At 64.9% G+C, this 12,201-nt stretch carries 9 protein-coding genes; 2 read left to right on the top strand and 7 right to left on the bottom strand.

The features are described from left to right. Window positions 1-439: 439 nt before the first annotated feature. The 7 genes from ABNU97_RS05015 to ABNU97_RS04985 form a co-directional block, all read right to left on the bottom strand. A complete protein-coding gene (locus ABNU97_RS05015) occupies window positions 440-2,122 on the bottom strand; it encodes an AMP-binding protein (RefSeq protein WP_348765653.1) in 1,683 nt (560 codons plus the stop codon). Window positions 2,123-2,200: 78 nt separating this feature from the next. Next, the gene (gene mmsB, locus ABNU97_RS05010) at window positions 2,201-3,112 is read right to left on the bottom strand and encodes a 3-hydroxyisobutyrate dehydrogenase (protein WP_348765652.1); all 912 of its coding nucleotides are present in this window, start codon (window positions 3,110-3,112) and stop codon (window positions 2,201-2,203) included. Window positions 3,113-3,166: 54 nt separating this feature from the next. Next, a complete protein-coding gene (locus ABNU97_RS05005; RefSeq protein ID WP_348765651.1) occupies window positions 3,167-4,306 on the bottom strand; it encodes an enoyl-CoA hydratase/isomerase family protein in 1,140 nt (379 codons plus the stop codon). Further along, the gene (locus ABNU97_RS05000) at window positions 4,303-5,094 is read right to left on the bottom strand and encodes an enoyl-CoA hydratase (protein ID WP_348765650.1); all 792 of its coding nucleotides are present in this window, start codon (window positions 5,092-5,094) and stop codon (window positions 4,303-4,305) included. The genes ABNU97_RS05005 and ABNU97_RS05000 overlap by 4 nt, the downstream gene beginning before the upstream one ends. After that, the gene (locus ABNU97_RS04995) at window positions 5,091-6,251 is read right to left on the bottom strand and encodes an acyl-CoA dehydrogenase family protein (RefSeq protein ID WP_348765649.1); all 1,161 of its coding nucleotides are present in this window, start codon (window positions 6,249-6,251) and stop codon (window positions 5,091-5,093) included. Before ABNU97_RS04995 ends, ABNU97_RS05000 begins: the two co-directional genes overlap by 4 nt. A gap of 9 nt (window positions 6,252-6,260) precedes the next feature. After that, window positions 6,261-7,787, bottom strand: coding sequence for a CoA-acylating methylmalonate-semialdehyde dehydrogenase (locus tag ABNU97_RS04990; protein WP_348765648.1), 1,527 nt, complete (start codon window positions 7,785-7,787; stop codon window positions 6,261-6,263). A gap of 100 nt (window positions 7,788-7,887) precedes the next feature. Next, window positions 7,888-9,201 carry a GntP family permease gene (locus tag ABNU97_RS04985; RefSeq protein WP_348765647.1) on the bottom strand — a complete coding sequence of 438 codons (1,314 nt, stop codon included), beginning with the start codon at window positions 9,199-9,201 and terminating at the stop codon, window positions 7,888-7,890. A 145-nt stretch (window positions 9,202-9,346) separates the two neighbouring features. On the opposite strand from ABNU97_RS04985, the gene ABNU97_RS04980 reads away from it, so the two are divergent. Further along, on the top strand, window positions 9,347-10,285 hold the full coding sequence (locus ABNU97_RS04980) for an AraC family transcriptional regulator (RefSeq protein WP_348765646.1): 939 nt from the start codon (window positions 9,347-9,349) through the stop codon (window positions 10,283-10,285). Between the two features lie 361 nt (window positions 10,286-10,646). After that, window positions 10,647-12,201 (top strand): sulfatase (locus ABNU97_RS04975; protein ID WP_348765645.1); only part of this gene is annotated, 1,555 nt, incomplete at its 3' end.

The following is a 12,201-nucleotide window of genomic DNA, read 5'->3' as shown; positions in this document are numbered from 1 at the left end:
AGCCAGTAACGTCGTACGGGATGACACGGCGGCCCACACGAAAGCAAACGCACGACAGCTGGGGCGAGCGCCTGGCGGGCGCGGCGGCCTCGCTTTTCTTTACCGTGCCAACCGCAGTATTCCTATGGTTCGCACTTAACGCCTCGCCTTTCATGCTTTGCCGTTTTATGAGGGATCGGTTGGGGGCGGGTGGCTGATTGGCGCCATCGTCTTACTCACCGGCTTCGCTTTCCTCTTGCCGCGACGATTCACGCGTCTGCTTGGCGGCACCTGGCATGTGGTGCACCGCCTGACCACTGGATGGTGGTGAGGCCGACACGCGAACGGGCCAGCTGATAAGCCGATTTCCAGACAAGGCCGGCTGATTCCAAACACTGGCACGCCGCGATGCCGGGGCTGCGGACAGCCCCGACCAGAGCCCTGCTTTTTGTAGCCCGTGCTATGTCTTGAGCTCGGGAAAATCGGTTTCGCTATAGGCGAACTCGCCCCTGTCGTCGCCGGCGGCGTGCGCGCGCAGCTCGACGCGCCGGATCTTGCCGGAAATGGTCTTGGGCAGCTCGGCGAACTCGAGTTCGCGGATACGCATATAGGCCGGCATGCGCTCGCGGCTGAATTCGAACAGCGCCTTCGCCGCCTCGCGTCCGGGTTCGTGGCCACGTCGCAGCACGACATAGGCCTTGGGCACGTTCAGGCGCAGATCGTCGGGCGCGGGCACCACGGCCGCCTCGGCCACGGATTCGTGCTCGATGAGGATCGACTCCAGCTCGAACGGCGACACCCGATAGTCGGAGGACTTGAACACGTCGTCGGCACGGCCGACATACCAGTAGTAGCCGTCTTCGTCGCGGCTGGCGACGTCGCCCGTGCGGTAATAGCCGTCGTGCAGGGCCTGGGCCATACGCTCGGGGTCGTCGCGATATTCCTGCATCAGCCCGAGCGGACGGTCGGCACGTACGTCGATAGCGATCTCGCCTTCGTTACCCTCTTCGTCGAAAGCATCGAGCAGCGCGATCTTATAGCCCGGCAGCGGCCGGCCCATGGAGCCGGACTTCATCGGCTGACCGGGCGGGTTGCCGATCTGGGCGGTGGTTTCGGTCTGACCGTAGCCGTCGCGAATCTTGAGGCCCCAGAGGCGTTCCACCCGGGCGATCACTTCCGGGTTGAGCGGCTCGCCGGCGCCGACCAGGCTTTTGAGCTTCACATCAAACGCCGACAGATCCTCCTGGATGAGCAGCCGCCAGACGGTGGGCGGCGCGCACAGGCTGGTCACACCCTTGTCGGCAATGACCTGCAGCGCTTGCGGCGCCGAAAAACGCGCGCTGCGATAGACGAACACGGTACAGCCGGCATCCCAGGGCGCGAACAGATTGGACCAGGCATGCTTGGCCCAGCCCGGCGAGCTGATATTGAAATGGATATCGTCCGGCTGCAGGCCGAGCCAGTACATGGTCGACAGCGAGCCGACCGGATAGCTCTGGTGCGTATGCAGCACCAGCTTCGGCTTGGAGGTAGTGCCGGAGGTGAAATACAGCAGCATGGGATCGGTGGCGTGGGTGGCGTCCACGGGCTCGAACTCGGTGGCACATTCGTAGGCCGCTTCATAGCCGATCCATTGGCCGGCGGTTTCACCCGCGGCGATACAGGTCAGCCCGTCGGCCACGCCTTCGAACTTGGCGATATGTTCTTCGGCGGCCAGGATATGGCTCACGCCGCCCCGGCCGAGGCGATCGCCCAGGTCCTTTTGCGACAACAGGGTGGTGGCCGGGATGACCACCGCGCCCAGCTTGATCGCGGCCAGCATCGTCTCCCAGAGCTCCACCACGTTATCGAGCATCACCAGCAGCGTATCGCCGCGGCCGAGGTCGTGGTCACGCAGGAAGTTGGCGACCTGATTCGAGCGCTGGCGCAGGGCCTCGAAGCTGTAGCGCTGTTCGCTGCCGTCGGCGTCGACCAGCCATAAGGCGATCTTGTCGTTGCCCCGGGCGTAGTCGTCGAACCAGTCCAGCGCCCAGTTGAACTCATCGAGTTCGGGCCACTTGAACGCCGCGTAGGCCCGAGCATAGTCCTCTCGCATGTCCAGCAGTTGCTGGCGTGCGGCCTTGAATGCGTCTGCCGATTGCATCGTGGTCTCCTTCTCGCAGTCGGCGGTCCGGTGTTCGGCCGCCGTGATTATGTTTTTTCGCCTTGAAAACGCCGCTGTTCAGACATCGACGCTTTTGTCGTCATAGCCCTTGAGCAGGTTGAGAATGCTCGAGAAATCGTCGCCGCCGTGCCCGGCCTGGCTATGCACCGAGTAGAGGTTGCGTGCCATCGAACCCAGCGGCGTGGCCACGCCTTTCTTCAGGCTGGAATCCATGGCCAGCCCCAGGTCCTTCAACATCAGATCCACGCCGAAGCCGGGCTTATAGCCGTTCGAGGCCGGGGCGTTGTCCATCACGCCGGGATAGGGGTTGTAGACGTTGAGCGCCCAGTTGCCGCCGGAGGCGTTTTTCATGATGTCGGACACCACGCTCGGATCGAGGCCGTTGGCCACGGCCAGATTGATGGCCTCCGAGGTGCCGGTCATGAGAATGCCCAGCAGCATGTTGTTGCACATCTTGGCGACCTGGCCCGCGCCGGCCGGCCCGGCATGGAAATAGGTCTTGCCCATGACGTCGAACAACGGGCTGGCCTGTTCCACCGCGTCGGCCTCGCCGCCCACCATGAAGGTCAGCCCGCCGGCCTTGGCGCCGTTCACGCCGCCGGATACGGGCGCATCGAGCATCGGCAGACCGCGTTCGCTGGCCGCGGCCGCGACCTGGCGCGCCGTTTCGGCGTCGATGGTCGAACAGTCGACGAGCAGCGTACCTTCGGCCACCGCAGCCAGCAGGCCGGCTTCGCCCTGATAGAGTTCGGCCACGTGCTTGCCCGCCGGCAGCATGGAGATGACGATCTCGGCACCGCTGGCCGCATCGGCCGCGCTATTGGCGCGCTTGGCGCCCTGGGCCACGGCATCGGCCATGGCCTGCTCCACCAGATCGAACACGGTGAGCTGATAGCCGGCTTCGATCAGGTTGGCGGCCATGGGCGCGCCCATGTTGCCCAGGCCGATAAAAGCGATTCTGGCAGCCATATTCTCCTCCTTGTCTTGAGTCTTTGATCTTTTTTAACCGCTGGTTGGCGACCGCTAGAGGTCGGCCAGCGGATGCTGTGCGTAGTCGTCGGGCAGCTCGAAATGGGCCGCGATCTGTTGTTCTTCGACCGCGTCGAGCGTGGCCGGCGACCACTGCGGGTTCTTGTCCTTGTCGACCAGCAAGGCACGTATGCCCTCGGCGAAATCGGGCCGGCGCGTGCAGGCAACGGCCATCGCCAGCTCGCGTTGAAAAACCTGTTCTATCGACCGTTTCGGATCGCCGGCGAGCTGGCGATGCACCACGGCCAACGACAACGGCGACGCGCCGGCCATGGCCTTGGCACCGTGGGCAAACCAGTCGTCGGTTTCGGCCTGTCGGGTTAGGCGCTCGCAAAACTCGGCCACGGTGGCCGCATCGGTAAGTCGGGCGATGCTGTGCTGACGGGCGAACAAGGCGGATTCGCGGCGCGCCTTATCGCTCGCAGCGCCATCCTCGAAATCGCGCAGCGCGCGGGCCAGCACGGCATCGTCGGCACGGCGTTCGCCTTGCCAGTCCAGCTCGGTGAGCGATGCAAACACCGCCTCGCGCTGGCCGGAGTCGACAAGGTAATCACCCAGGCCCAGCCAGAGCGCGTCGCCCGGCTGCATGGCCGTCGTCGTAAGCCCGAGAAACAGACCGATATGCTGCGGCATGCGCCCCAGAAACCAGCTCGCGCCCACGTCCGGAAACAGGCCGATGGTGACTTCCGGCATGGCAATCTTGCTGCGCTCGGTCACCACGCGATGACTGGCGCCTGCCATCAGGCCGAGCCCGCCGCCCATCACCGTGCCGGTGCCCCAGCACAGCACCGGCTTGGGATAGCGGTGTATGCGGTGGTCGAGGCGGTATTCGTGGGCAAAGAAGGCCTCGGCTTCGGCGCTGGGGGCAGCGCCCGTAGTCGTCATTGCCTGGTAGAGACCGATAACGTCTCCGCCGGCACAGAACGCCTTTTCGCCGGCGCCGTGCAATACCACGCAGACAATATCGTCGCGCTCGGCCCAGGCATCGAGCTGGGCCTGGAGACGGTCGATCATCGTGCGCGAGAGCGCGTTCAGGGCGCGCTCGGCGTTGAGCTGGGCAAAGGCCACGCAGTAGCCGTTGCCGGCGTCGCGTTCTTCGAACAGCACCTGGGTGTCGCTCGCCTGGGCATTCATTGCGTACTCCTGAGATGGCCCCATACGGGCTCGCGTTTTTCCAGAAAGGCCGCCACGCCTTCGGCCGCGTCGGGCGCCTCGAACAGCCGGCCGAAGGCCGCGCGCTCGCGCGCCAGCGCCTCGGTCAGCGGAGCATGCCAGTTGGCGTGGATAAGTGTCTTGGCGGCCGCAAGCGCGGCCGGGCTCTGACGCATGGCCTGATCGGCGAGGGCGAGCCCGGCGTCGCGGCTGGCACCCTTCGCCACCGCTGCCTCGATCAGGCCGATGCGTTGCGCGGTTTCGCTATCGAGGGTTTCGCCGCAGAGAATCAGCCGCTTGGCCCAGCCTTCACCGACCTGCGCGGCCAGCGTGGCGGTACCGCCGCCACAGGGCAGCAGGCCGACCCGCCCTTCCGGCAGGCCGAAGCGGGCATGGGCTTCGCCGATCCGCGTATCACAGGCCAGCGCGCATTCCAGCCCGGCGCCGAGACACCAGCCGTTGATCGCCGCGACCGTGAGTCCGGAAAACCCGTGCAGGCGGGTCACCACCGCCGCCAGCAGGCGGGTGAGTTCGCGGGCCGCGGCCGGGCTGACGCCGACATACATATTGAGATCGTCGCCGGCACAGAAGAAGCGCTCGCCGGCGCCGGTAAGTACCAGCGCAGCGATATCGCGCTCGGCTTCGAGCGCGTCCAGCTGCGCAGCCAGTTCGCGCAGCCCGGCCGCATCCAGCGTATGCGCCGGCGGGTTATCGAACGTCAGGACGGCCGTGCGGCCGAGGCGTTCGATACGCAACGGTGCGCCGCTCATCGCAGAATATCCCCGTCGTGATCGGCCAGCACCCGGCGGGCGATGATCAAGCGCATGATTTCGTTGGTGCCTTCCAGAATCTGGTGCACGCGCACGTCGCGCACATGGCGTTCCAGCGGGTATTCGCGGATATAACCGTAGCCGCCGTGGATCTGCAGCGCGTCGTTGCAGATATCGAAGCAGCGATCGGTCGCCAGCCGTTTCGCCATGGCACAGAATGCGGTGGCTTCGGCATGGCCGGCATCGAGACGGCTGGCCGCCAGCCACACCATCTGGCGCGAAGCAATCAGTTCGGTAGCCATATCGGCAAGCTTGAACTGCAGGGCCTGGAAATCTTCCAGCCTGCGCCCGAACTGCTGGCGTTCGCTCATGTAGCGGCGGGCGGCGTCGAGTGCTGCCTGGGCAGTACCCAGCGAACAGGAAGCGATATTGATCCGCCCGCCGTCGAGGCCTTTCATGGCGATGGAAAAACCCTGGCCTTCCTCGCCCAGGCGGTTGGCCGTCGGCACGCGCACATCCTCGAAGGTGATGGTCCGCGTGGCCTGGCTGTTCCAGCCCATCTTGGGTTCCTTGCGCCCATAGCTGATGCCGGGCGCATCCGCTGGCACCGCAAACGCGCTGATACCGCCCGGCCCGGCCTGGCCGGTCCGCGCCATGACCACGAGCAGATCGGTATCGCCCGCACCCGAAATGAAGCACTTGCTGCCGTTGAGCACGTAGGCGTCGCCGTCGCGCTGGGCCTTGGTCTTGAGCGATGCCGCATCCGAGCCCGCCCCCGGCTCGGTCAGGCAATAGGAGGCCAGCTTGTCACCCGCCGTGAGCTCGCCGCACCACTGCTCGCGCACGTCGTCGCCGCCAAACGTGGCGACCATCCAGGTCGCCATGTTGTGGATGCTGATATAGGCCGCGGTCGAGGTGCAGCCGGCAGACAAGGCTTCGAAGATCATCGCGCTGTCGAGGCGGGCCAGCCCCAGCCCGCCTTGAGCCTCGGGCGTATACAGGCCACAGAAGCCCAGCTCGCCGGCCTGGGCGATCACCTCGCGCGGGAAATAGGCCTCGGCGTCCCATTGCGCGGCGTTGGGCGCGAGTGCCGAGCGGGCGAAATCCTCGGCGGCCTCGCGCAGTGCGATCTGGGTGTCGTTGAGTTCGAAATCCATAGCCGCCTCCTACCGCATGTTGATCGTCATGTTCGGCCCCGAAGGCACATCGTCCTCGGGCCAGCGCGAGATCACGGTCTTGGTTTCGGTATAGAAACGCACCGCCTGCTTGCCATAGGCATGCAGATCGCCGAAGAAGGAGTTTTTCGAGCCAGTGAAGGAGAAGAACGGCGCCGGCACCGGAATCGGCAGATTGATGCCGACCTGGCCGACTTCGGTTTCGTACTGATACTTGCGTGCGGCCGCACCCGACTTGGTGAAAATCGACGTGCCGTTGCCGTAGGGGTTGGCGTTGACCAGCTCGATCGCCTCTTCGAGGGTGTCGACATGCATCACGCACAGGGCCGGTCCGAAGATCTCTTCCTGATAGATCGCCATGTCGGTGGTGACGTTGTCGAACAGCGTGGGGCCGATCCAGTTGCCGTCGGGATAACCGTCGACCGTGCAGTTCGAGCCGTCGAGCAGTACGTCGGCGCCCTCGGCGGCCGCGCCCTGGATCAAGTCGCGTACGCGGTCGCGTGATTTCTTGTTGATTAGCGGGCCATAGGCGGCGCCCTCGTCGCCCGGCGCGCCGGGACGGATATCGGCCAGCGCGTTCTTGATATCGTCGACCCAGTCGCGGGTGGATTCGCCTACCAGCACGGCCACGGAAATGGCCATGCAACGCTGGCCGGCCGCGCCACAGGACGACCCCACCAGCGACGAAACCACCTGATCCTTGTCGGCATCGGGCATGACGATCATATGGTTCTTGGCCCCGGCCATGGCCTGCACGCGCTTGAGGTTGTGCGTGCCTTTTCTATAGACGTGCTCGGCCACCGGCACCGAACCAACGAACGACACCGCCTTCACATCCGGGTGATCAAGAATGGCATTCACCTGGCGTTTGTCGCCGTGGATGAGCTGGAGCAGCCCCTTGGGAAAGCCCGCTTCGGCGAACAGCTCGGTAAGCATCACCGGCGTGAGCGGATCCTGCTCGGATGGCTTGAGAATGAAGCTGTTGCCGCAGGCCACCGCCAGCGGATACATCCACAACGGGATCATGGCCGGGAAGTTAAAGGGCGTGATGCCGGCGCATACGCCGATCGGGTGCACATAGCTGTGCGTATCGATATTGCGGGCCACGTTCTCGGCGGTTTCGCCCATCATGTGGGTGGTCATGCCGCAGCCGTGTTCCACCACTTCGATCCCGCGCCAGACATCGCCCATGGCGTCGGCAAAGGTCTTGCCCGTTTCTTCGGAAAGCACCCTGGCGATGTCTTCCTGACGTTCCTTGAGCAGGGCCTGATACTTGAACAGATAGCGCACGCGCTCGACGGTGGGCACGTCGCGCCACGCCTTGAACGCCGCCTTGGCCGATTCGACCGCGCGCTGCATTTCATCGTCGGTCGCCACCGGCACCTGGGCGATGACCGCCTGGCTGGCCGGGTTGTTCACCTCGATCCACTCCGAGGTGGCGCTGTCGACGAATTCGCCGTCGATGAACAGCGGCACGTGGCCACTCTTGCGTATGTTCTGGATCTGGGACGAGGTCATGGCATTCACCTTTTAGCTTTCAAATGGTCGGCGCTGCTCAAGCCGCCGAATCAACGGATGTCTGTCGAAGCATGCACCGGGTTGTGCTGCGTTCGCCGGGTCAAAAAATCGTGTAAAGCACCACCGCGATCGCGAGCACGATGGACGGCACCAGCACGCTGGCCATGAAGATCGCCGGATAGGCGCGTTGATGCGTTTCGTTACAGATCACGCGGACGGTGGTCACCACATAACCGTTGTGCGGCAGGGAATCGAGCCCGCCCGAGGCCAGCGCGGAAATACGGTGCATGGCGCCGTTGTCCAGCCCCATGCCCTGATAGATGGGCGCCAGAATCGGCAGGGCGATCCCCAGCCCGCCGGAGGCCGAGCCGGTGATGCCGGCGATCACGGTCACCGCCATGGCAAGGCCGGCGTATTCCAGGCCGGGCATGCTCGTGAGCTGATCGACGATCTGATCGAAGGCCGGCGTCTGCGACACCACCGCACCGAAGCCCACCACCGCACAGGTGTTGGCGGTGGCGACCAGGGCGTTATCCGCGCCGCTGCCGAGGGTGCGGATACGCGCCGCCAGGCGTCGGTTCAACAGCACGAAGCCGAGCACCAGGCTGATCAGGATCGCGATCAGCAGCGCCTCCACCGCGCGAATATCGAAGACGAAGGAGAAGACGTTGAACGACCCCACGAGCACTACCATCGGCGCGAGGGCAGCCAGAATGGGCACCGGCCGATCCGCCGGCGTGGACGCCGCACGGGCAGCGGCCGCAGCCGGCGGATCGAAGGTTTCCCCCGCGGCCACTGCCCGGCCGATGGTGCGGCGGATAGCCAGCGAACCGATGACCAGGATCAGCAGACCGCTGAAAATGCCGATCAGGCCACCCGCAATCGGCGTAGTGCCGAAATATTCGGTCGGAATGAGGTTCTGAACCTCGGGCGAACCCGGCGAGGTCATCGTGAAGGAGATCGAGCCGAACACCATGGCCACCGGGATGAAGCGATGCGGCAGATCGGCGCCGCGAAACAGCTCGTAGGCGATGGGGTAGACGCTAAAACCCACCACGAAGACGCTCACCCCGCCATAGGTAAGAATCGCGGCGGCGCCGACCACGGCCGCGACCGCCCGCTTTTCGCCGAACCACTGCCGCGACTTGCCGGCGATCGCCTTCGCAGCGCCGCTGTCATCCATGAGCTGGCCGAAGATGGCGCCGAGCAGAATGGCCGGAAACCAGGTGGTGAAAAAACCGGTGAATCCATCCATGTAATCGACGAGCATGGCCTCGCGCAGCGGCACCTGGCTGCACAGGGCCACCAGCACCGAACAGCCAACTGCGGCCACGATGATGTTCACACCGCGCATGGTCAGCGCGACGAGCAGCACCAGGCTCGCCAACAGGCCGAAATAGCTGAGCACCAGCATTTCGTCTCCTCCGTCTTATTGTTATTTCTCGACGACGATCGGCCGCTTGGGCCGTCGTGCCGATTTCTAATTTATTGCCAATCAGATCATGCTGATCTACCGTCTGAAATGGCTTTAATTGACCCGGGCTGGACAAAATTGCTTGATGCGTGATCTAGCGGATGCCGGCATAGAAACCTCGCGCTGGCCGCTGCCCGACACCGGCCGGCGCGTGATCATTCCGCAGGGCCTGGTCGATGCAATGGCAGGCAACCCGCTGTGTCGCCACTGTCTGCCCCACGGCGTGGGCTACTATCCAACCGCGGCCGGCCATCGCATGGGCCGGCGCAATCCGCGCGATCATCTGCTCATCTACTGCCTGGCCGGCTCGGGTATTGCACGGCGGGACGGCCATCAGCAGTCGATCGGCCCGGGCGACGTGCTGCTGCTACGCGCCGGCGAACGCCACAGCTACTGTGCCAATCGCAACGACCCGTGGTCGATCTACTGGGCGCATCTGGGCGGTGATGCCGTCGACTGTTTCTTCGACGAAATTGCCGAGGTGAGTGAGACGTTCGTGGTGCCGGTCGGGCTGCATCCACGCCTGACCGACGACCTGAATCTGCTGCTCACGGTGGCAGAACGCTTTCGCGATCACCACTTCGTGTATGCCGCAAACCTGCTGCAGAGCATTCTGTCGTTCATGGCGCTGGTGCATCGCCAGCACAGTCAGCGGAGCACGGCACTCGATATCGATCGCGTCCAGGCCTGGCTGCAGGCGCATCTGCATGACCGTATCGACCTCGACGCGCTGGTCGCGGCGACCAGCTCGATATCGCGCTATCACTTCATCCGCGAATACAAACGCCAGACCGGGCAAACGCCCATGCAGGCCTTCCAGCGCCTGAAGATCAGCCGCGCCTGCTATCTGCTCGATATCACCGAATGGAGCGTGACCGAGATCGCCTGCGACCTGGGCTACGACGACCCCTATTATTTTTCTCGGCTGTTCAAGAAGGTGACCGGCATTCCGCCACGCGACTATCGGCGTGAACATCAGGCGGTGGACACGATTGCCCCCGCCGACCACCGCCACGCCTTCTAAGCCGGACAAAAAAAACCGGCATGCGCCAGGGGCGCATACCGGTATTTCTTACCGCACAACAGCTACCATGAAATCAGCCACCGACCGGGACCGGCGTCGGGACCGGCTCATCGGCTGCATTCTGATCCTACGCCCGGCGTTTGAATCGTTGTATTCGCCATTCGCCGTATACGCCGATTGGCCGACGGCGCAGTGGCTTGAAGCCGGGGCGTTCGCGCAGCCACCACGCACAGGCAAAACGCCACGCGCCGGTTGGGCGTCATCGCCAAGTGCCCGGATCGCGCCCGCTCCAGAAGGGACTATGAAACACTGGTACCCGCGGTGCGCCACCGAACACGGCCACCGCCGAGCGCTTTAGACCATGGAGCTTAACGCTTTGCCCGGTTTTCGTTTCGCCCCCGTTGCAGGCGCTGTCGTCGCGCTGCTGACGCTTTATGCGCTTGCCATCGTTCCCGGCCTGCCCGGCGGCGACTGGCGCTGGGCAGCAATCGAGCCGGCCCTGCTGCTCGCTGCGCTATTGCTGCTGGCGCGAGTACAGGACCGAGCCCTGCGTGCGCTGGTCACGCTCGTCTTTGCCGGTGTGCTGGCATTGACCTTGGCCGACTGGGCCACCGGCCTGGCCTTCGGCCGGCCCTTCAACCTCGCCCGCGACAGCCAATTGCCCGGTTTCGGCTGGAACGTATTCTCTCAGGCGATAGGGCCATGGCCGGCAGCCGCAGCCCTGATCGCGGTCGCCGGCGTTTTGTTGCTACTGCTGGCGCTGTTGTTTCATACCCTGGGCGCCTGGACACAGGCGCGCGGCCCACTACGCCGCGTGCTGGCCGCAGTGCTCGGCGTGTACGTCGCAGTGAGCCTGATCACTGCCTGGCTGGGGCCGCATGGGCCCACGCCGGTCTACGACCGCCTGGCGATGCACGTCGAACAATTCCAGAACCGCCATGCCGACACCGCCCGCTTCGAAGCCGGTCTGCGTGGTTCCCCCACCACGGGCGAAACGACCCTGGCCGGTCTGGCGGGCAAGGACGTGTTGTTCGTATTCGTCGAATCCTATGGCCGCACACTGTTCGAGCGCGCCCTTTATGCCGACACGGTCAAATCACGGCTGGCCGACTTCGAACGTCGTACCGGCGAGGCCGGCTTTGCCGCCCGCAGCGGCTGGCTGACCGCACCGACCGTGGGCGGCCAGAGCTGGCTGGCCCATGCCACGCTTTTGTCCGGGCTATGGATCGACAGTCAGCCGCGCTACGAGGCGCTGATCGCCAGCGATCGCGTCTCGCTGAACCGACGCTTTGGCCAGGCCGGCTGGCGTACGGCAGCGGTCATGCCGGCCATCACCCGCGACTGGCCGGAGTCCGCCTGGTTCGGCTACGACCGCGTCTATGCCAGCGACGATCTCGGCTATGAAGGCGAGCCCTTCAACTGGGTGACCATGCCCGATCAGTACACGCTGGCGGCCCTGCAGCGCGCCGAGCTCGACCCGGCAGGCGAGCAGCCGGTGATGATCGAAGCCGCGCTGATTTCCAGCCATGCGCCGTGGGTACCCATTCCGCCGCTGCTGGACTGGGCCACGATCGGCGATGGCCGGGTGTTCGACGACTATGCCCGTGCCGGCGACCCACCGGTCGAGGTATGGAAAGACCCGGACCGGGTCCGCGCCCAGTACCTGAAGTCCATCGACTATTCGTTGGCGACGCTGGCTTCGTTTGTCGGCGAGCGCGCGCACGACGATCTGGTGCTGGTCATCCTCGGCGACCACCAGCCGGCGCCCATTATCACCGGGCCCGAGGCCTCGCGGGACGTGCCGATCCATATCCTCTCAACCGATCCATCCGTTCTCGCCGCCATCGATAGCTGGCATGGGCAGACCGGCATGACGCCCGGCGCCACGGCCCCGGCCTGGCGAATGGACGCCTTCT

Origin of the sequence: uncultured Salinisphaera sp. (assembly GCF_964012375.1) — a bacterium.
Taxonomy (GTDB): domain Bacteria; phylum Pseudomonadota; class Gammaproteobacteria; order Nevskiales; family Salinisphaeraceae; genus Salinisphaera.
Note: the sequence above shows the minus strand (reverse complement) of the source record. Positions and strands in the feature narration are given on the sequence as shown.

What these genes read in the sequence shown, in the direction of transcription:
- ABNU97_RS05015 (WP_348765653.1), bottom strand. Translation starts at nt 2,122, where the DNA reads ATGCAATCGGCAGACGCATTCAAGGCCGCACGCCAGCAACTGCTGGAC.
- ABNU97_RS04985 (WP_348765647.1), bottom strand. Translation starts at nt 9,201, where the DNA reads ATGCTGGTGCTCAGCTATTTCGGCCTGTTGGCGAGCCTGGTGCTGCTC.
- ABNU97_RS04980 (WP_348765646.1), top strand. Translation starts at nt 9,347, where the DNA reads ATGCGTGATCTAGCGGATGCCGGCATAGAAACCTCGCGCTGGCCGCTG.
- ABNU97_RS05000 (WP_348765650.1), bottom strand. Translation starts at nt 5,094, where the DNA reads ATGAGCGGCGCACCGTTGCGTATCGAACGCCTCGGCCGCACGGCCGTC.
- ABNU97_RS05005 (WP_348765651.1), bottom strand. Translation starts at nt 4,306, where the DNA reads ATGAATGCCCAGGCGAGCGACACCCAGGTGCTGTTCGAAGAACGCGAC.
- ABNU97_RS04990 (WP_348765648.1), bottom strand. Translation starts at nt 7,787, where the DNA reads ATGACCTCGTCCCAGATCCAGAACATACGCAAGAGTGGCCACGTGCCG.
- ABNU97_RS04995 (WP_348765649.1), bottom strand. Translation starts at nt 6,251, where the DNA reads ATGGATTTCGAACTCAACGACACCCAGATCGCACTGCGCGAGGCCGCC.
- mmsB (WP_348765652.1), bottom strand. Translation starts at nt 3,112, where the DNA reads ATGGCTGCCAGAATCGCTTTTATCGGCCTGGGCAACATGGGCGCGCCC.